Origin of the sequence: Pseudomonas syringae (genome assembly GCF_021605415.1) — a bacterium.
GTDB classification, from domain to species: Bacteria; Pseudomonadota; Gammaproteobacteria; order Pseudomonadales; family Pseudomonadaceae; genus Aquipseudomonas; species Aquipseudomonas syringae_S.
Map to the genome: position 1 here is coordinate 20795 of NZ_WKEQ01000013.1, position 25132 is coordinate 45926.

The window sequence follows — 25132 nt, forward strand, 5'->3', positions numbered from 1 at the left end:
CGGATCGGTGCGGGGCCATGCAGGTCAACACAAATCAGTTGAACAAGCCGTAGAAGAATAGACGGATGCTATCCCACATGCGACGGAAGATACCACCCTCCTCGACACCATCCAGAGCGATCAGGTCGGCGCTGTGCACGACTTTATCGTCCAGTTTGACTTCGACTTTACCGATCACGTCGCCCTTGGCGATTGGCGCGATCAGTTGCGGGTTCATGGTCATGCTGGCGGCAAGCTTCTTCAACTGGCCCTTTGGCAGGGTCATGGTCAGGTCTTCAGCCAGGCCGGCCTTGACTTGATTGGTGGTGCCTTTCCAGACCGGCGCTTGCGCCAGCTCAGTGCCCTTCTGATAGAAGGTCTGGGTTTCGAAGAAACGGAAACCGTAGGTCAGCAGCTTCTGGGTTTCAGCGGCACGGGCCACTTCGCTGTTGGTGCCAAACACCACGGCGATCAGGCGCTGGCCATCACGTACAGCCGAAGACACCATGCAATAACCGGCTTCTTCGGTGTGACCGGTTTTCAGACCGTCGACGGTCTTGTCACGCCACAGCAGCAGGTTGCGGTTAGGTTGCTTGATGCCGTTCCAGAAGAACTCTTTCTGCGAGTAAATCGCGTAGTGAGCCGGGTCTTCGTGGATGATCGCACGGGCCAGGATCGCCATGTCGTGAGCCGACGAGTAGTGCTCAGGGTTTGGCAGACCGGTCGGGTTCATGAAGTGGGTATTGGTCATGCCCAGTTCGGTGACCGTCTTGTTCATCAGGTCGGCAAAGGCGTCTTCGCTGCCGGCGATGTGCTCGGACAGCGCGACGCTGGCGTCGTTGCCGGACTGGATGATGATGCCGTGCAGCAGATCGCTGACGGTCACTTGCGAACCGACTTTGATGAACATCCGCGAACCGCCGGTGCGCCAGGCGTTTTCGCTGACGGTCACAGGGTCATTCTCGCCGATCTGGCCACGACGGATTTCCAGCGTCGCAATGTACGCGGTCATCAATTTGGTCAGGCTGGCCGGTGGCAAGCGCTGATCACCGTTGTTCTCCACCAGCACGTTGCCGCTGCTGGCGTCCATGAGTACATAGGATTTGGCGGCCAGTTGTGGTGCCGCTGGCATCATCTCGGCCGCGAACGCGGCAGGCGAGAGGAGCAGCGGAACTAGCAGGAATAGTCGTTTGGCAAAGGTAGTGATGTTCATCCGTCTCTCGAAATCGCTAATGGAAACTTGCCCGCAGGCAAAACTATTCAGACAGCCTTCTGATGAGCTGTCGCGTGTTCAGTTGCTCACTCCGGTCGCCCTTTGCCGGGCTTTTGTTTTTCGAAGAGCCCACAACCTGGTTCATCCCCCAATCGCTGATGAACCGTCAATCAAGTCTTACGTGTTGCTTTATTCAGTGACCACACTTGGCGAGCCAAGGTTGGCCAGGCGCACGCTGTTCTGCACCTGCTGGATTTCACCCGGCGAACCGATCGGCCCCAGACGCACCCGATGCAGGGTTTGCTGATTGCGCACGATCGAGCTGATGAACACCGGAGCGCTCACCATCCCGCTGAGTTTGGACCTCAGCAGTTCTGCAGCGTCCGGGTTGGCGAACGCGCCCACCTGCAGATACTGGCCAGACGCTGGTGCAGAAGCGTTTTTTTTTGCATCAACCTGCACGGGCACAACGGCGGCGGCATGTTGCTGCGGCGGTGGCGTCCATTGTTCGACGGTGCCCGTCGACGCGGTAATCACCGGCGCGGCATTTTGCGCCACTTTCGGCTCGTTGAGCATCAAAGGCGCCGGACGGCCCTTGGCGGCCCACCACTGTTGCGGGTCGATGCCTTCGACCTTGACCCGCGCGGTGCCGGTTTCGGCATAGCCGAGCTTCTTGGCGGCGGCGTAGGACAAATCGATGATGCGATCCGAGTAGAACGGCCCACGGTCGTTGACCCGCAGGATCACCGTGCGGTTGTTGTCCAGGTTGGTCACCCGCACGTAACTCGGCAGGGGCAATGTCTTGTGCGCCGCGCTCATGCCGTAAAGGTCGTAGACCTCGCCGTTAGCGGTGTTCTGGCCGTGAAACTTGGTGCCGTACCAGGACGCCGTGCCGGAAGCGACGTACGTCTTGGATTCCTGCAACGGAAAGTAGGTCTTGCCCAGCACGGTGTACGGATTGGCCTTGTAGGCGCCGGTGTGCAGGGTCGGCGTGGCGTCCGGAATGCGCGACACATCGACGTCCCACCACGGCGCGCCATCCTTGTGAGCCCGGTTAATATCCAGCCCCGGTTGAGCGCGCACGGCGGTCGACGATGACTTCTGGGCCGGCGAGCGGCTGGTCGAGCAACTGGCGACCAGCACCGCCAACGCGGCGAATGCCACCAGCTTCAGGGGTTTACTCATAGGCAGTGCCCGCATTACTTGACGCCCCGTGCTTGGACCAGCTGTTCAGACAGTTGATGTACGGCCATGGCGTACATCACGCTGCGGTTATATCGCGTGATCGCGTAAAAATTCTTCAGGCCCATCCAGTATTCAGGGCCATTCTCGCCTTCGAGGCGAAATGCGGTGACCGGCATGTCATCGCGCAGCGCATCATGACTCGACCAGCCCAGCGCTCGCAACTCCCCGACGGTTTTCGTCGGTTCGATGCCAGTGGTCAAGCCTTCGTCAACCTGCTCGCCACGCGCATCGGCGCGGCTGACCACAGGTTCTCCGGCGACCCAGCCGTGACGCTTGAAATAACTGGCGACGCTGCCGATGGCATCGTCCGGGTTGTTCCAGATATTGATGTGGCCGTCGCCGTCGAAGTCCACCGCGTAGGCGCGAAAACTGCTCGGCATGAACTGCGGCAAGCCCATCGCTCCGGCGTAAGAGCCTTTGAGGGTCAGCGGATCGACCTGTTCTTCACGGGCCAGCAGCAGGAACTCACGCAGTTCTTTGCGGAAGAATTCGGCACGGGGAGGATAGTCGAAACCCAGTGTGGACAAGGCATCGATGACCCGGAAATTGCCGGTATTGCGTCCGAAAAAGGTCTCGACGCCGATGATCGACACAATGACCTGGGCCGGAACACCGTATTCCTGCTCGGCACGGGCCAGCGTAACCTCGTGCTGGCGCCAGAAATCGACACCACGGGCGATACGCGCATCGGTGATGAACATCGGCCGATATTCTTTCCATTGCTTGACCCGCTCGGCAGGCCTGGAAATGGCGTCAAGGATCGACTGCTTGCGCTCGGCCTCACGGAACACACCCATCAGTTGCTCACCGGCGAAACCATAATCGCGGGTCATTTCACCGACGAATTCGGCCACCTGGGGCGAGCCTTCGTACTCGCCGGCCAGCGCTTCCTGCACGCTGCCAAGGATGCCTACCAGGCCGACCCACGGCGCATGTCGAGTCGCCCAGCCACGCATTACTTGCATTGAACTCTTCACCTTATTCAAACCTGTGCGATCCACTTGCGATGGGTATGGATCGACATCAAAACCCCAAACGCTGACAGTAGCGTCACCAGCGAAGTTCCTCCGTAGCTAATGAACGGCAACGGCACCCCCACGACAGGCAACAGGCCACTGACCATACCGATGTTGACGAAAACGTAAACAAAAAATGTCATCGTCAACGCACCGGCCAGCAATTTGCCAAACAAAGTCTGGGCCTGAGCGGTGATTACCAGCCCACGTCCAATCAACAACAGATAAATCAGCAACAGCGCGCAAATGCCCACCAGGCCGAACTCTTCGCCGAGCACCGCGATGATGAAGTCAGTATGACTTTCCGGCAAAAAATCCAGATGTGACTGGGTGCCGAGCAGCCAGCCCTTACCGAACACACCGCCGGAACCGATGGCGGCTTTCGACTGAATGATGTTCCAGCCAGTGCCCAGCGGATCGCTTTCGGGGTCGAGGAAGGTCAGGATTCGCTGTTTCTGGTAGTCGTGCATGATGAAAAACCACATGGCCACGGCCACAGGCACGGCGGCGGCGAGCACGCTGAGAATCCAGCGCCAGCGCAGCCCGCCCATGAACAGCACGAAGGCACCGCCGGCCAGAATCAGCAACGAGGTGCCAAGATCCGGCTGGCGCACGATCAGCGCGAATGGCACGCCGATCAGCAACAAGCTGATCCCGACATGCTTGAGTTGTGGCGGCAGAGTGCGTTTTGACAGATACCAGGCGATCGTCGCCGGCATCAGGATCTTCATGAACTCCGAGGGCTGGAAGCGGATCACCCCCGGAATGTTGATCCAGCGGGTCGCGCCCATGGCGTTGTGACCCATGATATCCACGACCAGCAGCAGCACCACGCCGACCACATAGCCCAGCGGCACCCAGCGGGCCATGAAGCGCGGCTCCAACTGGGCAATGACGATCATCGACACCAGGCCGATGCCGAACGAAGTGGCTTGTTTGGCCAGCAGATCCCAGCTTTTGCCACTGGCCGAATACAGCACGAAGAGACTGCCGGCGGCCAGAATCAGCAACAGGATCAGCAGCGGGCCATCGATGTGAATTCGTTGCAGCAGGGTCGCGCGGCGGCGCATCACATCCTCACTGGAGAGCATGCGATCAAAGTTATTCATCACGGGCCGTGGCCTCCGCACTGATTGGGCCGGCGTATTCGGCCTTCAATCGTCCATCCTGATCCAGAAGCCAGGCGTCCATCACCTGACGCACGACCGGTGCGGCGACGCCGGAACCGGACTCGCCGTTCTCGACCATCACCGACACCACGATTTTCGGGTCATCCGCCGGCGCAAAGCCGACGAACAAAGCGTGGTCACGATGGCGCTCCTGAACCTTGGAGCGGTCGTATTTCTCGCCCTGCTTGATGGCCACGACCTGCGCCGTGCCCGATTTGCCGGCGATGCGGTACTGCGCGCCGATCGCCGCTTTGCGCGCGGTGCCACGGGCGCCGTGCATCACTTGCTGCATGCCGTGGTTGACCTTGGCCCAGTCAGACGGGTCGCGCAGGATGATGTCCGGCATCGGGTTTTCATCCACCGGTTTCACACCGTCAAGACTCCTGGCCAGATGCGGCCGGTTCCACACGCCCTTGTTTGCCACCAGCGCTGTGGCTTGGGCCAGTTGCAACGGGGTCGCCTGCATGTAGCCCTGACCGATCCCCAGAATCAGGGTTTCGCCCGGGAACCACGCCTGCTTGCGGGTCGCACGCTTCCATTCACGGGAAGGCATCAGGCCTGACGACTCTTCGAACATGTCCAGCGAGACTTTCTGGCCGATGCCGAACTTGTTCATGTAGGCCGACAGCCGATCGATGCCCAGCTTGTGCGCCAGGTCATAAAAATAGGTGTCGTTGGAACGCATGATGGCCGTGTCGAGGTCGACGAAGCCGTCACCGGTGCGGTTCCAGTTACGGTATTTGTGGTCGTAGTTGGGCAGCATGTAATAGCCCGGGTCGAACACCCGGCTCGACGCCGTCACCACACCGGAATCGAGACCGGCGATGGCCACCGCCGGTTTGATCGTCGAGCCCGGCGGATACAGGCCGCGCAGCACGCGGTTGAACAGCGGCCGGTCGATGGAATCACGCAACTCGGCATAAGCCTTGAAGCTGATCCCGGTGACGAACAGGTTCGGGTCGAAGCTTGGCTGACTGACCATCGCCAGCACTTCGCCGGTGCTCGGATCGAGCGCAACCACCGCGCCACGACGCCCGCCCAGCGCAGCTTCGGCGGCTTCCTGCAATTTGATGTCCAGGCTCAGGACGATGTCCTTGCCGGGAATCGGATCGGTACGCTTGAGCACGCGCAAGACGCGCCCCCGGGCGTTGGTTTCGACTTCTTCATAACCCACTTGACCGTGCAGCTCCGGCTCGTAGAAGCGCTCGATGCCGGTCTTGCCGATGTGGTGGGTGCCGCTGTAATTCACCGGATCAAGGGACTTCAGCTCTTTCTCGTTGATCCGCCCCATGTAACCCACCGAATGCGCAAAATGCGCGCCCTGCGGGTAATGACGCACCAACTGAGCGACAACTTCTACCCCCGGCAACCGGAACTGGTTCACCGCGATCCGGGCGATCTGCTCTTCGGTCAGCTCGAACAGGATCGGCACCGGCTCGAACGGCCGACGCCCCTGGCGCATGCGCTTCTCGAAGATTCCCCGATCTTCCGGCGTCAGCTCCAGCACTTCGACGATGACGTCGAGCACTTGCTGCCAGTCGCCGGAACGCTCACGGGTCATGCTCAGGCTGAAGCTGGGCCGGTTGTCTGCCACTACCACGCCGTTGCGATCAAAGATCAGGCCACGGGGCGGCGGAATCGGCTGGACATGGACGCGGTTGTTTTCCGACAGCGTCGAGTGATAGTCGTACTGGATCACCTGAAGGAAATACAGCCGCGCGATCAGTACACAAATGAGTGCCACCACCGCAATTGCACCGAACACGACGCGGCCACGCACCAGACGGGCGTCTTTTTCGTGGTCCTTGATGCGGATCGGCTTGGACATGAGGGCTGGATTACTTGTGGTAAGGGTGACCGGACAACACAGTCCAGGCACGGTACAGCTGTTCGCCGATCAGGATCCGCACCAACGGGTGCGGCAGTGTCAAAGGCGACAACGACCAACGCTGATCGGCGCGGGCACAGACTTCCGGCGCCAGCCCTTCCGGGCCGCCGACCATGAAATTGACCGTGCGCGAATCCAGCCGCCAGCGATCGAGTTCGACCGCCAGTTGCTCGGTGCTCCAGGGCTTGCCGTGGACTTCGAGGGTGACGATCCGCTCGTTGGGCCCGACCTTGGCCAGCATGGCTTCGCCTTCCTGGCGGATGAAGCGGGCCACGTCGGCGTTCTTGCCACGGGTATTGAGCGGAATTTCCACCAGTTCAAGCGCCAGCTCGGACGGAAGACGCTTGGCATATTCATGCCAGCCTTCTTCCACCCATTTCGGCATGCGGGAACCGACGGCGATCAGTCGCAGTCGCACAGCGATCCCTTACAGCTGGTCTTTGTTGAGCTTGGTGAAATGCTCGTGAGTGTTTTCCGGGCTGTGGTGCTTGGCATCGGCCGCACGGCTCTGCTCGGCGCCGGCCCACAGGCGTTCCAGGTCGTAGAACTGACGTGCCGAAGCGGTCATCATGTGCACGATCACCAGATCGAGGTCGAGCAGTACCCAGTCGCTGTCGCCCTTGCCTTCTTCGCCCAGCGGCTTGGCGCCGTTCTTTTTGACTTCTTCGCGAACCTTGTCGAGCATCGCGTTGATCTGGCGGTTGGAGGTACCGGTCGCGATGATCATGTAGTCAGTGATGCTTTGCTTGTCGCGCACATCAATGACCTGAATGTCTTGCGCCTTGACGTCTTCCAGGGCAGCCACGGCAAGCTTGACCAGCTCGTCGCCCTTGAGCGGCTCATGGGTGTTGACCGGCTCTGGCAGCGGCGCACTCTTGAATGTGCCCTTGCGCTTTACTTTAGCTACGTCTTTGTCAGTCATATAAAACTCGTTTTGCTCATGTATTCGGCGTCTCGTCACACGGTGATCGTGTTACTTGAGCACGCCTTGTTCAGTTCGACGCACGATACAGATCGTGCGCATCGATGTAGGCCAGGACCGCGTCGGGCACCAGGAAACGTACCGACTTACCGCTGGCCAGCAGTTGACGGATCTGGGTGGCGGAAACCGCGAGCGGCGTCTGCCAGACGAATGCAATCTGTCCGCTCGGCCCTTTCAGGGCCAGCGGGTCGCTCACCGAACGCGCTGCCAGCAGGTTGCGCAAGGCATCCGGCGGCTCGCTGTCGGCGTCCGGGCGCTGTAGCACCAGGATGTGGCAATGCTGGAGCAACTCTTCCCAGCGGTGCCAAGTGGGCAAGCCGCAAAATGCGTCCCAGCCCAAAAGCAGAAAAACCTGGGTCTCGGCGGCCAGTTCGGCACGCATCAACTCCAGGGTATCAATGGTGTAAGACGGCTTGTCCCGCTGCAATTCACGGGCGTCCACCACCAGCGGCGGCACTCCGGCCACCGCGCATTCGACCATCGCCAGCCGATCCTGCGCCGACACCTGCGGCGTACCGCGATGGGGCGGCCGCGCGCTGGGCAACATGCGCAGCTCATCAAGAGCCAGCGCTTCGGCGACTTCCAGTGCGCCGCGCAAATGGCCGACATGCACCGGATCGAACGTCCCGCCCAGTACGCCGATGCGTAGGGGCCGGGGTTCGCTGCCCGATGGCGGCGTGGTCAAGTCAAGGTCGGTCAAGTCAGACCGTCGCCTGGCCGCGCAACTGGCCATCACCGACCACGATGTACTTCTCGCAGGTCAGCCCTTCAAGACCCACAGGTCCGCGGGCGTGCAGCTTATCAGTAGAAATGCCGATCTCGGCACCCAATCCGTATTCGAATCCATCGGCGAAGCAAGTCGGGGTGTTGATCATCACCGACGCCGAGTCCACTTGCGCCACGAACTGGCGGGTGTCGGCGAGGTTTTCGCTGACAATCGAGTCGGTGTGATGGGAGCCGTAACGGTTGATGTGTTCGATCGCCTGATCCAGACCATCGATTACACGGATCGACAAGATCGGCGCCAGATATTCAGTGCTCCAGTCATCTTCGGTGGCAGCAATGGCTTCGATGATCGAGCGAGTGCGCTCGCAACCGCGCAGTTCGACGCCCTTTTCGCGGAACTGGGCGGCCATCGACGGCAGGAAATCCTTGGCGACAGATTGATCGACCAGCAGTGTTTCCATCGCGCCGCAGATACCGTAGCGGTAAGTTTTGGCGTTGAACGCGATGCGCTGGGCTTTCGGCAGATCGGCATGGGCGCTGACGTAAACGTGGCAGATGCCGTCCAGGTGCTTGATCACCGGCACGCGGGCATCGCGGCTGATCCGCTCGATCAGGCCACGGCCACCGCGCGGCACAATCACGTCGACGTACTCGGGCATGGTGATCATGGCGCCAACGGCGGCACGGTCTGTGGTTTCCACCACTTGCACCACGGCGGCTGGCAACTCGGCTTCGGCCAGACCGCGCTGGATGCAGACGGCGATGGCGCGATTGGAGTGAATCGCTTCGGAGCCGCCGCGCAGGATGGTCGCGTTGCCGGACTTCAGGCACAGGCTGGCGGCGTCGATGGTCACATTCGGCCGGGACTCGTAGATGATTCCGATCACGCCCAGCGGCACGCGCATCTTGCCGACCTGGATACCGGATGGGCGGAAGCTCATGTCGCGGATCGCGCCGACCGGATCCGGCAGCGCGGCGACCTGGCGCAAACCGACGATCATGCCGTCGATGCGCGCCGGGGTCAGTTCCAGACGTTCCAGCAATGCGGGCTCCAGACCATTGGCGCGGCCGGCGGCCAGATCCTGTTCGTTGGCTGCGGCGAGCTCGGCGCGAGACGTGTCCAGGGCATTGGCGGCAGCGAGCAGGGCGCGGTTTTTCTGCGCAGTGCTGGCACGGCCGATAACGCGGGAAGCTTCGCGGGCGGCGCGACCCAATCGGGTCATGTAGTCAAGAACGGACTCAGTCATGGTCTGCTGGGGTCTTGGCAAAGAGGAAAGCGGCAGATTATAGCTGTCGCGTCCCGGGACTAACAGCGGTGACGGGCGGATGGTCGAAATGGACGTCGATTTGCCAACGTTCAGGCGTAATTAAGCTATGGATTGTTATCATCACGGCCTCATCATCGCGGATAAACACTGCTCGCCATGTCCGACCTGAACGTTAGCGCTTCTCCCGCGCGCCTGCCTGTGGGGCTGGCGGATGCTTTTTTCGACCGCGACGCCCAAGTGCTGGCGCGGGATCTGCTCGGCAAAGTCATTCGCCACCGGGTCGGCGACCTGTGGCTCAGCGCGCGGATCATCGAGACCGAAGCCTACTACTTCGAAGAAAAAGGCAGTCATGCCTCCCTTGGCTACACAGAAAAGCGTAAGGCTTTGTTTCTGGATGGCGGCCACATCTATATGTATTACGCCCGGGGCGGCGATTCTCTGAATTTCAGTGCCCAAGGCCCGGGCAATGCCGTGCTGATCAAATCCGCTTACCCGTGGGTCGATGAAGTCAGCGGCGAGGCCAGTCTGGCGCAAATGCTCTTGAACAATCCCGACGCTCAGGGACGACCGCGCCCGTCGCAGAAACTCTGTGCCGGCCAGACGTTGTTGTGTAAAGCGCTCGGCTTGAAAGTGCCGATGTGGGACGCCAAACGCTTCGACCATGAGCTGCTGTTAGTAGAAGACGCAGGGCCGGCACCAGGCCACATCATTCAAACTACGCGGCTGGGCATTCCCTTTGGCCGCGACGAACACCTGATGTACCGGTTTGTCGACGCGGCGTACGCCCAGTGGTGTACACGGAACCCGCTACGCCGGGGTCAGGTCGAAGGTCGCGATTATTTTTTGCTGTAACGCAATCCCCCTTCGGCAGCGCCTACAGGGTTAATCATTGAATGGAGTTTTTCGGTATGGGCCAATGGCTCGATAGCGTGACGGGTTGGCTGGCGGCCAATCCGCAGTGGCTGGCGGCGGCAGTGTTTCTCGTCGCCTTTGTGGAATGCCTGGCGATTGCCGGATTGATCGTGCCCGGAACGGTGTTGATGTTTGCCGTGGCGGTGATGGCGGGCAGCGGTGCGCTGTCGTTGAGCGAAACGTTGCTGCTGGGGTTTCTCGGAGGGATCCTCGGCGACGTCGTCTCTTACTTGGTGGGCCGTCACTTTCACCAAAACATCCGACGCCTGCCAGGCTTGCGTCATCATCCGGAATGGATTGCCGGCGCCGAGTCCTATTTCCAGCGTTATGGCATCGCCAGCCTATTGGTCGGGCGCTTTATCGGGCCATTGCGGCCGATGCTGCCGATGGTGGCCGGCATGTTCGACATGCCGTTCCTGCGCTTCGCTGCTGTCAGCCTGCTGGCCGCCGCCGGTTGGAGCCTTGCGTACTTGCTGCCAGGCTGGGCGACCGGTGCCGCGATTCGCTTGCCATTGCCTGAAGGGTTCTGGGCTGAAGCAGGCATTGTCGCTGCGGCCATTGCCCTGATGGTCGGTATCAGCGCGAACAGCAGCCTGCGCCGCCATCGCCGGGCAACGATCTGGATCAGCAGCATGAGCCTGTTGATCCTGATCGGCCTGTTCATCGGTTATCCGTACCTGACCGCGCTGGATCAAGGCGTCATGACCCTCGTCCAGGAGCATCGCAGCCCGGCGCTCGATGAAGTGGCGGTCGTGCTGACGCTGATCGGCGAATTCCGCAACATGCTGCTGTTCAGCGCACTGCTCACCGCCTTATTGCTGATGTGCCGGCAATGGCGGCAAGCGCTGTTCGTCGGTGGCACCTTGCTCGTCACGGCGATGGCCAACACCGGCACTAAGATGTTTTTCGCCCGGGTACGTCCAGAAGTGCTGACCGATCCGTTGACCAGTTACAGCATGCCCAGCGGTCATGCGTCGGGATCGTTCGCGCTGTTCCTGACGCTCGCCGTGCTGGCCGGGCGCGGCCAGCCACCACGGATGCGCCTGACCTGGCTATTGCTCGGGTGCCTGCCGGCGCTGTCGATTGCCTTGTCGCGGGTTTATCTCGGCGCGCATTGGCCGACCGATGTGCTGGCCGGCGCCATGCTCGCCGCGTGTGTCTGCGCCGCCGGCCTGTGGCTGAGCCAGCGTCGCGCACCGCTTGAGGCGATGCCGTTCAAGGTCTGGTGGCTGATTCTGCCGGCACTATTGGCGATGTTCGGCTTTTTCGTCTTGCGCCACTTACCGCACACGATGCTGCGTTACGCCTATTAGCACTGCAACCTATGACTTCGGCGCAGGTACACGCCGAAGTCATACTTTTCTGAGAACGAACGTGCAAGGCAACCCATTAAAAGCATGGTGAACCGTCTTGTTGGGATTTGCGTCCATGAAAAACCTGACGCTATTTTCATCACCCAGATACAACCCCCTGTTTCTTTCTTCACTGACCCACGAGAGTGACATCGGACTGAACTGAAAATCCTTGGCCGCCGTCAACTTTCCGTAAGTATTTTCCAGAGAGAAGTAACTTCCCAGGGTTTTCGTCCCCTGCGCCACTCTTAGCGCTCTCGGTTCTCCACTCATTTCAAGATGCCAGCCAAAATAGGCTCCCGGCGTTCTTGCATAAATGACATAGCGATTATTGTCCGGAACGAACTCCAACAATAACGGTGTTGCTTCATCGTCATCCGCGAGTGTCACGATTGGCCCACTTCGCGGATTATTGATCGCTATTTCTGCCTCAAGGCGTTGCCTTGTCGTCAATCGCGGACGCAGCAAGCGTTGTTCCATCACATATTTGTTTAACATCAACGGTATTCCGTTAACAAACAGCGTGGCCATGAACGGATCTATTTTATTACCTGCCATAACTACTTCCTTACTTACAAGTCCATTTGTAATACCGCTCAACCAACTGAAATACCCGCCGTCACGCCTGAGGATACCTGCGCTGAAACACTTGCCGCAGGCGCGCCCTTTACGCGCCTGCGTTTGCGTCGCTCAATGATTGCCGAATCAGCGTAATACCCGGCCGCTTCAACAATATTGTCGGTATTCGGATCCGTACTGGCGTATTTGAGAATATAGCGCCCGACAATGTCATCCCAAAAAGCCCATTCATCTTCATATATTTTCATGACCACTCCATTCGAAAAAACCAGCTCGCACTTCACGCTAAGTTGGAAAAACACAAAAAACAAACGCAAACCCATACAAAACAAGACTACACATCCGGACAAATAAACGTCCTGAACACTTGCTCGTCGCCATGCCAAATTAGATGACGACCCGGCCACCCAACAACGCACGAGCATGTTTTTGTGACTAATTTATCTACGAATGACAATCAGGCAATACAGTTGGTATCGCTTGTCAGGATTTCCGATATTGAAACGCCGTCTATTTCGGAAACAATCGATAATCCCCCGATGACAGGCAAGCCCCCTTCGCTGCGCAAGCTCGACAAACTCTTCGGCCCACTGCAAATCGGCGAAATCGCCGTCAGCCGTCGCGAGCTACAGGCGCTCGGCGGCAAATTCAACGGCGAGGCCATCAGTGCCGCCAATACTTATTTCTCGGAGCCTGGCCAGGACTTCATCGATGGGCTGTCGTTTGACCCGGTCAAGGTTGAGCACCGGATCAAAACGGCGAGTACGCAAGACAGCGAACTGATCACGACCCTGTTGTATGAAATCGCCACCCATCGCTCGGTGGACAGCGCGCCCCTGATGCGCCAGTTGCCGGCCGGCGCCGCTGCTGTGGAGATCAACAAAGTCGCCGGTTTGCTCAACTCCATCCAGCGTATCGATATCCACAGAAGTCCGTTGAGCGACCACTTACCGAGCTGGGTCGATAAAACCAAGAGTCGCGCCATGACTGGAATGGGCGTCGGCATGCAAGCCTATGGTTTTTACAGCGCCTATGTCGGCGCCGTCGATGCGTTGAAAAAAGGCGAGCTGGGCGAAGTGGCGATCAACGTCGGCGGTGCGGTGGCCGAGATAGGTTCACTGACCCTGGAATATTCCCTGAGCAAAGCCGGCGAGAAGATGATCCGCAATGGCATGACGACCTTCCAGCAGTTCGGCAAAACCACCACGGGACTGAGGTTGAGCCGAGGCGCGGGGCTGATCGCCAGCGCGCTGACGCTGCCGTTCGATTTGTACACCGCGATCACCGCGTTCAACGATGCAGCCAAGGCGCAAGGCAAAGCCGCGCAGGATCTCTACGTCACCGGCGGCCTCAGCGTATTCAGCGCGAGCCTGTCGCTGATGCTCGGCGGCGCGGCGCTGCTGGGGTTCAAGGCTGCCGGCCCGATCGGCATTGCCGCTGCGGCCATCATGATTGTCGGCGCGAAGATATACGCCGCCGCCCGCCAAGTGGATGACATCGACGACTACATCGAACTGAGCGTGCACGAGCGCTGGCGCGCGGGCTGGTTCGCGTTCACCGGACAGAGCCAGGATCAGGAATTGATGGATCGCTTCACCATCGCCAAAACCTGGAGCGATTACGCCAAGGCCTTGGAAAGCAAAAGCATCGGCTGGCTCAACAAGGAGCTCAAGGAAAGTGTCGAGGCGGTGGTGAACGGTCGTTTCGAAGTGACGATGCAACCCACGCGGATCTACAAGTACCGGTGGGACGAGGCACTGGGCGAGTCGTCGTTCACCACAACCAACATGCCAGCCATCCTCGAAGTCGATGACGATTACGATGCCACCCAAGGCCTGCCGTCCGGCGATACACGCGTCATTAACGGGCAGGCCGGTGCTGACAAGGGTGTGCTCTGGCAACTGGGCGGCGGCAACGACACGGTGAAGGGCCTCAAGACCAAGCCGAATTTTTTCAATTATGGCGCCGGCAAAAAAGGCCTCACGGGGGGCGAAAAGGATGACACCTTCGTCTTCCAGACCGCATCCGAGACGCTCGAGACAACCCCAAGCGGTGACCGGGTCAGTGCATTGCGAGGCGGCGACGGTAATGATCTTCTGTGGCTGCAGGGCAAACACTCGCGCAAAGATCATGGCGCGAACGTGCCTCCCTACCTCGGCTACGACATCGACCTGAACCTGGGAAAGATGAGTCTGCGCCCGGCCGACCAAACGGCCGAACCGGTGCTGCACACGCGGCTGGAAAGCATCGAAAAAGTCGAAACACTGGCCGGTGCGAAGAACCGCGTGACCGGCTCGGACAGGAATGAAGTGATTGCCGCCAATGGCGAGGACGTGATCGACGCCGGCGCCGGTGACGATCATGTCTTGACTCGAGGCAGCCACGTCATCGTCAACGGTGGCAGCGGCGCCGATGCCTATACGCTCGATCCGATGAGCAATTTCGTCTCCATCACAGAAGACGGCCAAGAGCAGAGCACGGTGTATCTGGGCGTGCCGCTCGAATCCATTCAGAGCTGGCGACTTACCGGCGACGCGCTGGTGATCGAATCGCTGCGTGACGATCATCCGCAAACCGCACAACGCCGACTGGCGATCGAATCGGTCTACGAAAGCCGTGATGGCGAACGGTCGCTGCATAACGACAAGTGGCTGTTCATCACCACCGATGGCTATCACCTGCAACCGGACTGGCCGCAAGCAAACGCCACCTTCACTGATCAGCCAGTCAACCTCATTGTCGTTAAGCCAGGCAATGCCAAGGCGTCCCCCGCCCTGCTGAATGGCCAACCGGAAAACATTCCCAAAGGCTTGAACTCGTTTTACTACGTCTCCCGCGCAACCCGACAGGCGACGGTCGTTGCGCGCCCTGAGGCGAAGGTGTGCAGAACTACGCTTTACCTGGATTTCGACAGCGCGGAAATCGCCGAGGTCCGGTTCATTTATGTCGTCGAGTCGACAGTACAGGGGGCGTTCAAAGTGCTCGGCTACGATCGCAGCCATTTCACGCTGACCTTCAAAGGAGGCGGCATGGTGAGCCTTCATGGCGGCATGTCCGAAGATACAAGCAAGAAAACCAACAGGGGCGCTGGCATTCTCGCTGGGCCGTGGGCAATCAATCACGAGTTCATTCTGGTGATGCGCGACGGTGTTTCCTACCGCCTCGATTACCCGGCGAACAACTACGCTGACGATGCCGCCCACAGCGGATACCGCTCAATTCAAAGCCCCACCTCATTGCGCGAGCGCGCCGGTAAATACCTGTTCGTCAAACCTTCTCGCGAAAAACGCGTACTCAAGCGCACCCCGCAACGGATCGATTTTGAGGTAGCGGCGCACAACGCGATGTATTGGCTTGAGGGACGCTCGGCGACTTATGAAATCTATCCGGCCAGCAATACCCGCATCGAACTGTCGACTGCAGCCGAAGACGCGGAACGTTCAGGCTCCAGCACCTGGAACATTCATCTGGGCCACCTCACGGAGCGGATCAGCCACGCCGACCTGAGCTTGAGCGACAATTTGCTCAAGATCGGCAGCATCCACGTTCAACTGCCGGACAGTAACGATCCGCTGCTACCGCTGGAAACCGTCACCGTCGTCCTCGCATCGGGCGATCGCTACGAGGTCGACGCCCTGTTTGAATTGATCACGCCCGTCGACGCACCAACCGAATTTTGAACACCCCGTCCAACCCGCCGCTCAATCGTCAAGGAATGACACGATGCGACCTAAACCACCCGTTACTCAGAACCCGCCCCGGATCACTCAGCCAACGGCCATCACCCCGCCCCACGGGCGACCGGACGGCGAAGCACCACTGGTGCGCCCGCCGCAGCCAAGCCATGCCACGCTGCGGCCCGGTGCAACGCCAGACATCAATCTTCACGGTTCCGCCGATCAACCTGCCGCCGGTACTTCGACTCGCTCAGGTGTGGCAATCACCGATTTGCCGGACTTTGTGACGAATCAATCCGGACTGACGCCGCCACTGAACCGTTATCTGCTCAAGCCCGCCATGCTGCGCGGCCTGCAACCGGCCGATGACGAAGGATTTCGCTACATCGTCGGGCGCAAGTTCGTCGATGTGAAGGATGTTGGCACCGTCTATGTCGAGTACGACGCCAGCGTTGAGGCGTATCGGGCGATGGATCTGTACAAAAAACTGCCGTCGGGCCCTGCGCTTTACAAAATCAGCGGTGAAGCGACGTGGAGTGCCGAAAAGCCGGGTACCAAACGCCCGCATCCGGATGGCGTCGGCATCAGCGACCCGCAGGCAAAACGAAGCAAAGCCATAGACCTGAATAAATTGCGAACCGAACTGAACAACGATTTGCTGCCACGGCTGTTTCCCGCAGAAACATCCGACCAAATCGCCCAGCGCTTGCGTGATTTCAACTTGTCGCCGGAACAACACGAGCGGCTTCGTCAGGATCTGCTGAAGGAATTGCGCATCCCGCAATGGGCCGAGCAACACAAAATCCTGTCGCTTGATGCCGACGCCACTGATCGCTTCGATCACCTGCATGCCGAAATCGAACCGCTGATATTGCATTTGCGCAACGGCACGGCCACAAACCGTGGCCTGACGGATTTTGAAGACAGCGTCAGCAGAGCGTTTCTGGACGCGTTTCTGGTCAAGCTGGGTTATCGGCGCAACAAGAACGATTGCCTGTACCGCACCGACATTCCCGGGTTGTTCCGCGCCGACGAGCGCACCCCGTTTGAGCTGGATGACAGTGGCCGGATGCTGCCGCGCATGAAGCATCCGCCGGGCGCAACCAGCGAAAAACCGATCAGCGCCACCATCAGTCTGGACTCGGTCAAAACTTACGCCAGCGGTACGCCCGATCCGCAATACCTGACCTACAACAGTCAACGAAACAAATACCCGGGGAAGAGTCCGGATGATTCCGACGACGGCTCAAGCTCGGACAGCAGTGAAAGCTCCGAGAGCGAATGGTCGGACTCCGCCGTATCGCTGGATTCGGAGCGAAATTACGAGACCACCCGACACAATCAGAAGGTCATCTTCACCTACGCCATCGACACGCGAGGCATGGAAGTGGTGTTGGCGGAAGAGAACATTTTTTTCAATCTCGGGGCGCAGCGCAGAGGCGCGTGGTTTCCGGAGGATGACCTGGAGGCGCTGATCTCTGCGTCCAGAAGCGGTATCACCACTGATCGCATCTGGCTGCTCGACTCCAGCCTCACGCGGGGAGCGAAAATCGACGATGTCGTCGCTCAGGCTGAAACCGGCTTTTTACGCAACAGCATCGAGGACAGAACCCACGCCGGCTCCCGCAACCAACACGAGTATGACGCCTTGATCGACGCGGCCGCCGACGCCGGCAAACCGATCCTTGATCTGCCAGCAGGCAGGCCCTGGTTCGCTAACGACATTGTCTGGCCCGAATAAGCAGCTCTGACGAGGTCGAGCGATGCCGCCTGCCCCGTCCTAGGCGAATAACTCGCCCTGCAACTCATCGAGCAGCGCCTGGATCGCATCCAGTCGCTGCTGCGGGTCATCCAGTTGCAGCAGATCGAGTTTGTCTTCTTCGGCAAACGGCAGCAGATACGCCAACTGATTGGCCAATGACTGCTGCCCTGTCGCTTCGATGCCCATGTGCAGCGCTTCGACCATCGGGTGTTCGGCGAGGGCCGTGAGCAATGCGACCAGATCGGCATCCTCGTCCTGCAGCGGCTGCTCGGGCTCGTCTTCCAGCCACTCGACATCGGCGACCATCAATTGATCGCGCAGAACCTCGGTACGCAGGACGTTGAAGCGCCGCCCGCCCTGCACGCGAATCCCCAGCAAACCGTTTTCCTGCTGCTGGAAATCGATGATCCGTGCCTCGCAACCGACCAGCGCAAAACCTTCCGGCGCGGCGCCGACTTCGCTGCCTTCAAGAATGCATACCACGCCAAATCCGCCGCCCTGCTTCATGCAGCGGCCGATCATGTCCAGGTAGCGCGCTTCGAAGATCTGCAAATCCAGGTTGCAGCCGGGAAACAGCACTGTGTTCAACGGGAAAAGCGGCAGGCTCATAGACATTTTCCTTAGACCACCATCGACACCGCCAACGGCAGGAATACTGCCGTGGCCACGCCCATCAAACTCATCGCCAGCGCCGCGAAGGCGCCGCATTCATCGCTTTCCTGCATCGCCACCGCCGTGCCGACCGCGTGGGCCGTCATGCCCAGCGCCATGCCGCGCGCCTCGGGGCTGTGCACGCCGAGTCGGGTCAGCAGCGTCGGGCCGAAGATCGCGCCGATCACCCCGGTGATCAACACGAACACCGCCGCCAGCGCCGCAACGCCACCAATCTGCTCCGCCACCAGCATCGCAATCGGCGAAGTCACCGACTTCGGCGCCATGGTCATCAATATCATGTGTTCAGCGCCAAACGACCAGCCCAGCGCCACACCCATGCCGGTGGCGACGACGCCGCCTATCACCAGCGTAGTAAAAATCGGCCAGAACAATTGGCGGATGCGTCGCAGGTTCAGATACAACGGCACGGCCAGCGCCACGGTGGCCGGGCCGAGCAGGATGCTGAGGATCTCGGTGCTCTTGCGGTATTCGGCGTAACTCAAGCCGCAACCCACCAACACACCGATCACCAACAGCATGGAGACCAGCACCGGTTGCAAAAAGATCCAGCGGGTTTTCTCGAATGCCGCCAGCACCAGTTGATAGGCGCCAAGGGTAATGCCGATGCCGAACAGCGGATGATGGATCACCGAAGTCCAGGCGCCTTGCCAGTCAAACAGCATCAGGAGTCCTCCGAGCGCGGCGCGTGCCGCTTGACCATGCGCTGCATCAGCACGCCCGCGAAGGCCATCGACAGAATCAGTGACAACACCAGCGCGCCGACAATTGCCCAGAAATCGGCGGCAATGTCCTTGGCGTAGACCATCACGCCCACCGCCGGCGGCACCAGCAGCAACGGCAGATAACGCAGCAGACTGCCGGCCGCAAGATTCAGCGGCTCGCCGACCTGGCCGCGCACGATCAGGAAGGCCAGCAACAGCAGCAGGCCGATAATCGGCCCCGGCAGCACCGGCAACAGCAAATGATTGAGCGCCGTGCCGAGCAATTGGAACAGCACCAGCATGGTCAGGCCACGTAACAACATCCGACATCTCCTGTAAAAGGCGCCGCACATTATAAGCATGTCGGGCCAGCGCTCACCCACCTCCACCGTGCAGAGCTGCCGAACGCGCCCGAGCCTGCGGCAGCTCCTACAAAGTCCCTGCACGCCTATGCATCGGCATTCGCCAAAAGCATGGTCGGTTGACCGGAGCAAATCGCCATGTTGATCTACAGTGGTTCGCAGGATGGACGAATCCGTCCACTCAAAAACTATAAAACCGATGAACCCAAGGAGAGTCTCAATGCCCTATGTTCCCGTTGCAGAGCTCAAAGATTATGTCGGCAAGGAACTCGGACGTTCCGAATGGCTCACCATCGATCAGGAACGCATCAACCTGTTCGCCGAAGCCACCGGTGATTATCAGTTCATCCATGTCGACCCGGTCAAAGCCGCGCAAACCCCGTTTGGCAGCACCATCGCCCATGGCTTTCTGTCGTTGTCGCTGATGCCGAAATTGATGGAAGACATCCTGATCCTGCCCGAGGGCGTGAAGATGGTCGTCAACTATGGCCTGGACAGCGTACGTTTCATTCAACCGGTCAAGGTCAATTCCAAAGTGCGGCTCAAGGTCGACATGAATGAAGTGACTGAGAAGAAACCCGGCCAATGGCTGCTCAAAGCCACCGCCACGCTTGAGATCGAAGGCTCGGACAAACCGGCCTATATCGCCGAACCGCTGTCGCTCTGCTTCGTTTAAGCCTCTGGATGCGAAGCGGCGCACGCTGTTTCGCATCAGCTCTCTATATATGCGACGCATAGCTGCGGCATACTCGGTCGCCTAATTGCCCGGATCCCGCTATGCGCTCACTCGCCGCCCTTGCTCCCATTGCCCTGTCCCTTTTGCTCACCGCGTGCGGCGACGGCGAATCGCTGTTGCCCCCGGACGCGCGCCTGCCCGACGGCGGACGTTATCGCGGAGAACTGGTCGACGGCTTGCTGCAAGGCCAGGGCCGCGTCGATTATCCCAACGGCAGTTGGTACGCCGGGCAGTTCGACAAGGGGCAATGGCACGGTCAGGGCGAATGGCACGGCAGCAATGGCGAGGTCTATCGCGGGCAGTTCCAGCAGGGGTTGTTCGACGGCCAGGGCACGCTGACCACACCCGGCAGCAGCTACACCGGCGGCTTCAAGCTCGGTCGGCGCGACGGCGAAGGCACCCTCAAAGAAAACGCCATGAGGTATCGTGGCGAATTCAAGGCTGACCAATATTCCGGACTTGGCCGCCTCGAACTTGATGACGGCAGCTCGTATCAAGGCCAGTTCGCCCACGGCAAACCCAATGGTGAAGGCCAGCGTGGCGATGCCAGCGGCAATTCTTTCACCGGGCATTTCGTCAACGGCCAACTGGAAGGCAACGGCACGTTCAACAGCGCCGACGGCGACATTTATGTAGGCGGTTTCAAGAACAATCAACTGCACGGCAAGGGGCGCTACGAAAACGCTGACGGCGATGTCTGGCTCGGCCAGTTCAAGGAAGGCGCACTGACCGGCAAAGGCGAACTGATTGGCGCTGACGGCAGCCATTACATCGGCTCGTTCACGGACTGGCGTTTCAGCGGCCAGGGCCGTTTGAACCTGGCCGATGGCAGCTTCTATGTCGGCGGATTCGACAACGACACCTATTCGGGACGCGGCACCTTGGTGTTGACCGAAGGCACCGTGCTCAGCGGCACCTGGATCAATGGCCAGCGCGTGCGTGACGCCGACGGCAAATTACTCCCCGACACCCTCGAGATCGGGCTGCTGGCCCAAGGTCATCTACTCGAAGACGCATTGGCCAGCCTGCCGGCCTCGACGCCTGCGGTGGAGTTGTACACATTGACCCTCGGCGGCGATGGCAAGCAAAGCGTGTTCCTGCGCGAATCCGACTTCGTCGCCAACATGCTCGCCAGCCGTTTCGGCGCCTATGGCCAGATTCGTCTGGTCAACCATCGCGATCACCTCGGCGACCGGCCGATGGCCACCCGCGAGAATTTGCGTCGTGCAGCGCTCGCGCTGGCCGAGCGCAGCGGCCCTGAAGACTTGCTGTTCATCTACCTGACCAGCCACGGCACCGCCGAACATGAACTGGTGCTCGACCAGCCGCGCATGGAACTGGCCGACCTGCCCGCCGACGAACTCGCCGCCGTGCTGGCGCCGCTGAAAAACCGCGACAAGGTTATCGTGATTTCCTCGTGCTATTCCGGGGGCTTTATCCCGGCGCTGAAGGACGAACGCACGCTGATCATGACCGCTTCGCGCGCCGACCGCGTGTCCTTTGGTTGCTCGGAAGAAGCCAACTTCACTTACTTCGGCGACGCTCTGTTCGCCCAGGCGCTGAATCAGACCGACGATCTGGAGCAAGCCTTCAAACTGGCCAGGGCCACCGTCGCCGAGCGAGAGCTGGCGGACGGCTTCGAGGCCTCGGAGCCACAAATCTGGGCGTCAAAAACCGTGTTGTCACACTGGCAATTGTTGCGCAAACAACAAGCTCGAAAAGCTTTGCAAAGTGCCGCGTTGAACGACGGGACGATAAAGAGCAACTAAGCTGAACAGTATCAAGGGAGAGACACTATGTACTTGACGCCTCAGCATGTATTGCTTGCCGGAGCCACGGGGCTGACCGGGGAACATCTACTCGACCGGCTGCTCAACGAGCCGACCATCACTCGTGTTCTGGCGCCTTCACGCCGGCCGCTGGCCGAACATCCGCACCTGGAAAACCCGGTGGGTGATCCACAGGTGTTTCTGCCGCAGCTCGATGGCCGCGTCGACATCGCCTATTGCTGCCTCGGCACTACGATCAAACAGGCCGGCTCGGAAGCAGCGTTCCGCGCTGTGGATCTGGACATGGTCGTGGCGTTCGCCAAGCGCGCGCGGGAAATGGGCGCACGGCACCTGATCGTCATCAGCGCGATAGGCGCCGATCCGAAATCCTCGATTTTCTATAACCGCGTCAAAGGTGAGATGGAGCAGGCGCTACGCGCTCAGGACTGGCCGCAGTTGACCATTTGCCGGCCGTCACTGCTGTTGGGCGAACGCACCGAGCCGCGCTTGGCCGAACAGGTCGCCGGGCCCTTGTCGAAATTGATTCCCGGCAAATATCGCGGCATCGAAGCCTGCCAACTGGCCCGCGCAATGTGGCGTCTGGCGCTGGAAGAACAGGATGGGGTACGGGTGATCGAGTCGGATGATTTGCGCAAATTGGGTAAATAGATGGATGCCGCCCGGGCTGGCGCCATCGCTGGCAAGCCAGCCCCCACAGGATTTGTGAGTGAACAAACTTTAAGCGTACAACCCCGCCCCTTTGTAGGAGCCAGCCTGCTGGCGATGGAGTGCGCAGCACTCCCTTACAATCCCCCGGTCGCCTGAAAACTCACGCCGATCACCGTCAATAACGACAAAGGCAACAACAGCGTATCCAGCAGCGCACTGGCCGGCAGATCCACTCCGGGATAACTCGGCGCTTCAGCGCCGAACCGATCCATCGCGCAACAGCCGCCATTCATCGCATACAGATCCAGCCGCGTCCCGGCATACACCACCGGCGCGCCGGGTTTCGCCGCGTCGAGGGTGCGCGCCGTGGCGCAACCGGTCAGTTGCAGCGCCAGCACCATCGCCAGCAGTTTATTCATCGCTGCTCAAATGGTGCTCGCCCCAACGCGGCAGCATGTCCTGGGGAATGCCGAGCAGATTGAGAATCCGCGCCACGACGAAATCGATCAAATCATCAATGGTCTGCGGCTGGTTATAAAACCCGGGCGAGGCCGGCAGGATGGTCACGCCCATGTTCGACAGCTTGAGCATGTGTTCCAGATGAATGCTCGAATACGGCGCTTCGCGCGGCACCAGAATCAACTGGCGGCGTTCCTTCAACGTCACATCGGCGGCCCGCTCGATCAAGTTATTGCAGGCACCGGTCGCAATCGCCGACAGCGTGCCCGTGGAACAGGGCACCACCACCATCGCGGCTGGCGCCCCGGAACCCGAGGCTACCGGCGACATCCAGTCCTCCTTGCCATACACGCGGATCTGCCCGGCGGCGGCCCCGGTGTACTCGGTGAGGAACGCCTGCATCATCTGAGGTTTGGGCGGCAGCGAGACGTCGGTCTCGGTCGCCATCACCAACTGCGCGGCTTTGGAAATCAGGAAGTGCACTTCGCGATCTTCGCGCACCAGGCAATCGAGCAGGCGCAAGCCATACTGGGCGCCGGACGCGCCGGTCATCGCCAGCGTGATGCGTTCCGGGCCGTTGTTCATTGCAGCGCCTCGGCAAGTTTGCCGTGCAGGCCGCCGAAACCGCCGTTGCTCATGATCACCACATGAGTGCCGGGCTGGGCCTGGCTCTTCACGCGCTCGATGATGCCTTCAAGGGAATCGCTGACAATCGACGGCACGGTGCACAGCGCGGCGGTGCCGGCCAGATCCCAGCCGAGGTTGGCCGGGGCGTACCAGATCACCTGATCGGCATCGACCACACTTTCCGGCAAACCGTCACGGTGCGCGCCGAGTTTCATGGAGTTGGAACGCGGCTCGATGATCGCGATCAGCGGTGCATCGCCGATGCGTTTGCGCAGCCCATCAAGGGTGGTGGCGATGGCGGTCGGGTGGTGCGCAAAGTCGTCGTAGATGGTGATGCCGCGTACTTCGGCGACTTTTTCCATGCGGCGTTTGACGTTCTTGAACGCGCTCAACCCGGCAATACCCAACGATGGCACGACGCCAACATGACGTGCAGCGGCCAACGCGGCCAGGGCGTTGGCGACGTTGTGCTGACCGGTCAGATCCCACTCGACGGTGCCTTGGGAAACGCCCTCGAACATCACTTCAAATGCCGAACCGTCTTCGCTGAGCAACTTGACCTGCCATTGACCGCCGGCGCCCGTGGTCTGTACCGGCGTCCAGCAACCCATCTCGATCACTCGTTGCAAGGCAGGCTCGGTGGTCGGATGGATGACCAGGCCTTCGCTTGGAATGGTGCGCACCAAGTGGTGGAATTGCCGCTCGATGGCCGGCAGATCGGGGAAGATATCGGCGTGATCGAACTCAAGATTGTTCAGGATTGCGGTGCGCGGACGGTAATGAACGAACTTCGAACGCTTGTCGAAGAAGGCACTGTCGTACTCGTCAGCCTCGATCACAAAGAACGGGGTGCCGCCCAGACGCGCGGACACCGAGAAATTCTGCGGCACGCCACCGATCAGGAAACCCGGGCTCATACCGGCGTGTTCCAGCACCCAGGCAAGCATGCTGCTGGTGGTGGTCTTGCCGTGAGTGCCCGCGACGGCGAGCACCCAGCGACCTTGCAGTACATGATCGGCCAGCCATTGCGGGCCGGAGACGTACGGCAGGCCTTTGTTCAGCACGTATTCCACCGCCGGGTTGCCACGGGACATGGCATTGCCGATCACAACAAGATCCGGCGCGGGATCCAGTTGCGCCGGGTCGTAACCCTGCGTCAGCTCAATGCCTTGGGCTTCAAGTTGCGTGCTCATCGGCGGATAGACATTGGCGTCGGAGCCGGTGACGTGATGGCCCAGCTCTTTGGCCAAAACCGCCATCGAGCCCATGAAAGTCCCGCAGATACCCAGAATATGAATGTGCATAGTCGACCTCGTAAAACATGGCCGCAGGTTAGCGTAGGGAGGGGAAAATCGCACTCTTTAGG

24 protein-coding genes are annotated in these 25132 nt (G+C 60.1%); 7 read left to right on the plus strand and 17 right to left on the minus strand.

Annotated elements, in window-relative coordinates; translation table 11 throughout:
- Positions 1–34 precede the first annotated feature (34 nt).
- The 9 genes from GIW69_RS11570 to GIW69_RS11610 all read right to left on the minus strand — a co-directional run bounded on the left by GIW69_RS11570 (position 35) and on the right by GIW69_RS11610 (position 9465).
- A complete protein-coding gene (locus tag GIW69_RS11570; RefSeq protein WP_236482621.1) occupies positions 35–1192 on the minus strand; it encodes a D-alanyl-D-alanine carboxypeptidase family protein in 1158 nt (385 codons plus the stop codon).
- A 189-nt stretch (positions 1193–1381) separates the two neighbouring features.
- Positions 1382–2392 carry a septal ring lytic transglycosylase RlpA family protein gene (locus GIW69_RS11575; RefSeq protein ID WP_236482623.1) on the minus strand — a complete coding sequence of 337 codons (1011 nt, stop codon included), beginning with the start codon at positions 2390–2392 and terminating at the stop codon, positions 1382–1384.
- The gene (mltB, locus tag GIW69_RS11580) at positions 2392–3402 is read right to left on the minus strand and encodes a lytic murein transglycosylase B (protein ID WP_236482625.1); all 1011 of its coding nucleotides are present in this window, start codon (positions 3400–3402) and stop codon (positions 2392–2394) included. The genes GIW69_RS11575 and mltB overlap by 1 nt, the downstream gene beginning before the upstream one ends.
- Before the next feature lie 17 nt (positions 3403–3419).
- Positions 3420–4523 (minus strand): rod shape-determining protein RodA, encoded by a 1104-nt coding sequence (gene rodA, locus GIW69_RS11585; protein WP_236482804.1) that lies wholly within the window; start codon positions 4521–4523, stop codon positions 3420–3422.
- A 31-nt stretch (positions 4524–4554) separates the two neighbouring features.
- On the minus strand, positions 4555–6450 hold the full coding sequence (mrdA, locus tag GIW69_RS11590) for a penicillin-binding protein 2 (protein ID WP_236482626.1): 1896 nt from the start codon (positions 6448–6450) through the stop codon (positions 4555–4557).
- Between the two features lie 10 nt (positions 6451–6460).
- Complete coding sequence (gene rlmH / locus GIW69_RS11595; protein ID WP_003185785.1) at positions 6461–6928, minus strand: 23S rRNA (pseudouridine(1915)-N(3))-methyltransferase RlmH; 468 nt, start codon at positions 6926–6928, stop codon at positions 6461–6463.
- A gap of 9 nt (positions 6929–6937) precedes the next feature.
- Positions 6938–7432 (minus strand): ribosome silencing factor, encoded by a 495-nt coding sequence (gene rsfS, locus GIW69_RS11600; protein ID WP_236482628.1) that lies wholly within the window; start codon positions 7430–7432, stop codon positions 6938–6940.
- 70 nt (positions 7433–7502) lie between these two features.
- Positions 7503–8225, minus strand: a complete 723-nt coding sequence (gene nadD / locus GIW69_RS11605) for a nicotinate-nucleotide adenylyltransferase (RefSeq protein ID WP_496570912.1) — start codon at positions 8223–8225, stop codon at positions 7503–7505.
- Complete coding sequence (locus GIW69_RS11610) at positions 8194–9465, minus strand: glutamate-5-semialdehyde dehydrogenase (RefSeq protein WP_236482632.1); 1272 nt, start codon at positions 9463–9465, stop codon at positions 8194–8196. The genes nadD and GIW69_RS11610 overlap by 32 nt, the downstream gene beginning before the upstream one ends.
- Positions 9466–9642: 177 nt before the next feature.
- On the opposite strand from GIW69_RS11610, the gene GIW69_RS11615 reads away from it, so the two are divergent.
- Both GIW69_RS11615 and GIW69_RS11620 read left to right on the plus strand, forming a co-directional pair.
- Positions 9643–10338: a DNA-3-methyladenine glycosylase gene (locus GIW69_RS11615; RefSeq protein ID WP_236482634.1), complete on the plus strand. Its 696-nt coding sequence runs from the start codon at positions 9643–9645 to the stop codon at positions 10336–10338.
- 56 nt (positions 10339–10394) lie between these two features.
- Positions 10395–11711: a bifunctional DedA family/phosphatase PAP2 family protein gene (locus GIW69_RS11620; protein ID WP_236482806.1), complete on the plus strand. Its 1317-nt coding sequence runs from the start codon at positions 10395–10397 to the stop codon at positions 11709–11711.
- A 39-nt stretch (positions 11712–11750) separates the two neighbouring features.
- On the opposite strand, the gene GIW69_RS11625 is transcribed toward GIW69_RS11620, so the two are convergent.
- Together GIW69_RS11625 and GIW69_RS11630 are read right to left on the minus strand one after the other, a co-directional pair.
- Positions 11751–12308, minus strand: coding sequence for a hypothetical protein (locus tag GIW69_RS11625; protein ID WP_236482635.1), 558 nt, complete (start codon positions 12306–12308; stop codon positions 11751–11753).
- A gap of 38 nt (positions 12309–12346) precedes the next feature.
- Positions 12347–12577 (minus strand): hypothetical protein, encoded by a 231-nt coding sequence (locus GIW69_RS11630; protein ID WP_236482638.1) that lies wholly within the window; start codon positions 12575–12577, stop codon positions 12347–12349.
- A 291-nt stretch (positions 12578–12868) separates the two neighbouring features.
- Between GIW69_RS11630 and GIW69_RS11635 the strand changes: the two genes are divergently transcribed.
- Together GIW69_RS11635 and GIW69_RS11640 are read left to right on the plus strand one after the other, a co-directional pair.
- Positions 12869–16009, plus strand: a complete 3141-nt coding sequence (locus tag GIW69_RS11635) for a calcium-binding protein (RefSeq protein ID WP_236482640.1) — start codon at positions 12869–12871, stop codon at positions 16007–16009.
- A 43-nt stretch (positions 16010–16052) separates the two neighbouring features.
- Positions 16053–17747 (plus strand): hypothetical protein, encoded by a 1695-nt coding sequence (locus tag GIW69_RS11640; protein ID WP_236482641.1) that lies wholly within the window; start codon positions 16053–16055, stop codon positions 17745–17747.
- Positions 17748–17786: 39 nt separating this feature from the next.
- Here the strand turns inward: GIW69_RS11640 and GIW69_RS11645 are convergent, their stop codons facing one another.
- From GIW69_RS11645 to GIW69_RS11655, 3 genes are read right to left on the minus strand one after another with little or no spacing between them, the layout of a single operon-like run.
- Entirely contained in the window at positions 17787–18377 is a 591-nt protein-coding gene (locus GIW69_RS11645) for an LON peptidase substrate-binding domain-containing protein (RefSeq protein WP_236482643.1), read from the minus strand.
- 11 nt (positions 18378–18388) lie between these two features.
- Complete coding sequence (locus tag GIW69_RS11650; RefSeq protein ID WP_236482645.1) at positions 18389–19105, minus strand: LrgB family protein; 717 nt, start codon at positions 19103–19105, stop codon at positions 18389–18391.
- Positions 19105–19467, minus strand: a complete 363-nt coding sequence (locus tag GIW69_RS11655) for a CidA/LrgA family protein (protein WP_236482647.1) — start codon at positions 19465–19467, stop codon at positions 19105–19107. The genes GIW69_RS11650 and GIW69_RS11655 overlap by 1 nt, the downstream gene beginning before the upstream one ends.
- Before the next feature lie 259 nt (positions 19468–19726).
- Here GIW69_RS11655 and GIW69_RS11660 point away from each other — a divergent pair, with 259 nt between their 5' ends.
- From GIW69_RS11660 to GIW69_RS11670, 3 genes are all read left to right on the plus strand, one after another.
- A complete protein-coding gene (locus GIW69_RS11660) occupies positions 19727–20182 on the plus strand; it encodes a MaoC family dehydratase (RefSeq protein ID WP_236482650.1) in 456 nt (151 codons plus the stop codon).
- A gap of 101 nt (positions 20183–20283) precedes the next feature.
- Complete coding sequence (locus tag GIW69_RS11665; protein ID WP_236482652.1) at positions 20284–22011, plus strand: C13 family peptidase; 1728 nt, start codon at positions 20284–20286, stop codon at positions 22009–22011.
- Between the two features lie 27 nt (positions 22012–22038).
- Positions 22039–22680 (plus strand): oxidoreductase, encoded by a 642-nt coding sequence (locus tag GIW69_RS11670; RefSeq protein ID WP_236482654.1) that lies wholly within the window; start codon positions 22039–22041, stop codon positions 22678–22680.
- Positions 22681–22814: 134 nt separating this feature from the next.
- On the opposite strand, the gene GIW69_RS11675 is transcribed toward GIW69_RS11670, so the two are convergent.
- Genes GIW69_RS11675 through mpl form a run of 3 tightly spaced genes read right to left on the minus strand, consistent with a single transcriptional unit; the run spans position 22815 to position 25070 of the window.
- Positions 22815–23099, minus strand: coding sequence for a YceK/YidQ family lipoprotein (locus GIW69_RS11675; protein WP_236482656.1), 285 nt, complete (start codon positions 23097–23099; stop codon positions 22815–22817).
- Entirely contained in the window at positions 23092–23724 is a 633-nt protein-coding gene (ubiX, locus tag GIW69_RS11680; protein WP_236482658.1) for a flavin prenyltransferase UbiX, read from the minus strand. The genes GIW69_RS11675 and ubiX overlap by 8 nt, the downstream gene beginning before the upstream one ends.
- Positions 23721–25070: a UDP-N-acetylmuramate:L-alanyl-gamma-D-glutamyl-meso-diaminopimelate ligase gene (gene mpl / locus GIW69_RS11685; protein ID WP_236482660.1), complete on the minus strand. Its 1350-nt coding sequence runs from the start codon at positions 25068–25070 to the stop codon at positions 23721–23723. Before mpl ends, ubiX begins: the two co-directional genes overlap by 4 nt.
- Positions 25071–25132 lie beyond the last annotated feature (62 nt).

Bases quoted from the DNA above. Each gene is read 5' to 3' on its own strand.
- mltB (WP_236482625.1), bottom strand. From the start codon at position 3,402: ATGCAAGTAATGCGTGGCTGGGCGACTCGACATGCGCCGTGGGTCGGC.
- GIW69_RS11645 (WP_236482643.1), bottom strand. From the start codon at position 18,377: ATGAGCCTGCCGCTTTTCCCGTTGAACACAGTGCTGTTTCCCGGCTGC.
- GIW69_RS11610 (WP_236482632.1), bottom strand. From the start codon at position 9,465: ATGACTGAGTCCGTTCTTGACTACATGACCCGATTGGGTCGCGCCGCC.
- nadD (WP_496570912.1), bottom strand. From the start codon at position 8,225: ATGGCCAGTTGCGCGGCCAGGCGACGGTCTGACTTGACCGACCTTGAC.
- rodA (WP_236482804.1), bottom strand. From the start codon at position 4,523: ATGCGCCGCCGCGCGACCCTGCTGCAACGAATTCACATCGATGGCCCG.
- GIW69_RS11660 (WP_236482650.1), top strand. From the start codon at position 19,727: ATGCCCTATGTTCCCGTTGCAGAGCTCAAAGATTATGTCGGCAAGGAA.
- GIW69_RS11655 (WP_236482647.1), bottom strand. From the start codon at position 19,467: ATGTTGTTACGTGGCCTGACCATGCTGGTGCTGTTCCAATTGCTCGGC.
- GIW69_RS11625 (WP_236482635.1), bottom strand. From the start codon at position 12,308: ATGGCAGGTAATAAAATAGATCCGTTCATGGCCACGCTGTTTGTTAAC.
- GIW69_RS11615 (WP_236482634.1), top strand. From the start codon at position 9,643: ATGTCCGACCTGAACGTTAGCGCTTCTCCCGCGCGCCTGCCTGTGGGG.
- GIW69_RS11575 (WP_236482623.1), bottom strand. From the start codon at position 2,392: ATGCGGGCACTGCCTATGAGTAAACCCCTGAAGCTGGTGGCATTCGCC.
- GIW69_RS11665 (WP_236482652.1), top strand. From the start codon at position 20,284: ATGCGCTCACTCGCCGCCCTTGCTCCCATTGCCCTGTCCCTTTTGCTC.
- GIW69_RS11650 (WP_236482645.1), bottom strand. From the start codon at position 19,105: ATGCTGTTTGACTGGCAAGGCGCCTGGACTTCGGTGATCCATCATCCG.
- rsfS (WP_236482628.1), bottom strand. From the start codon at position 7,432: ATGACTGACAAAGACGTAGCTAAAGTAAAGCGCAAGGGCACATTCAAG.
- GIW69_RS11675 (WP_236482656.1), bottom strand. From the start codon at position 23,099: ATGAATAAACTGCTGGCGATGGTGCTGGCGCTGCAACTGACCGGTTGC.
- GIW69_RS11630 (WP_236482638.1), bottom strand. From the start codon at position 12,577: ATGAAAATATATGAAGATGAATGGGCTTTTTGGGATGACATTGTCGGG.
- GIW69_RS11670 (WP_236482654.1), top strand. From the start codon at position 22,039: ATGTACTTGACGCCTCAGCATGTATTGCTTGCCGGAGCCACGGGGCTG.
- ubiX (WP_236482658.1), bottom strand. From the start codon at position 23,724: ATGAACAACGGCCCGGAACGCATCACGCTGGCGATGACCGGCGCGTCC.
- GIW69_RS11635 (WP_236482640.1), top strand. From the start codon at position 12,869: ATGACAGGCAAGCCCCCTTCGCTGCGCAAGCTCGACAAACTCTTCGGC.
- GIW69_RS11570 (WP_236482621.1), bottom strand. From the start codon at position 1,192: ATGAACATCACTACCTTTGCCAAACGACTATTCCTGCTAGTTCCGCTG.
- GIW69_RS11640 (WP_236482641.1), top strand. From the start codon at position 16,053: ATGCGACCTAAACCACCCGTTACTCAGAACCCGCCCCGGATCACTCAG.
- GIW69_RS11620 (WP_236482806.1), top strand. From the start codon at position 10,395: ATGGGCCAATGGCTCGATAGCGTGACGGGTTGGCTGGCGGCCAATCCG.
- mrdA (WP_236482626.1), bottom strand. From the start codon at position 6,450: ATGTCCAAGCCGATCCGCATCAAGGACCACGAAAAAGACGCCCGTCTG.
- mpl (WP_236482660.1), bottom strand. From the start codon at position 25,070: ATGCACATTCATATTCTGGGTATCTGCGGGACTTTCATGGGCTCGATG.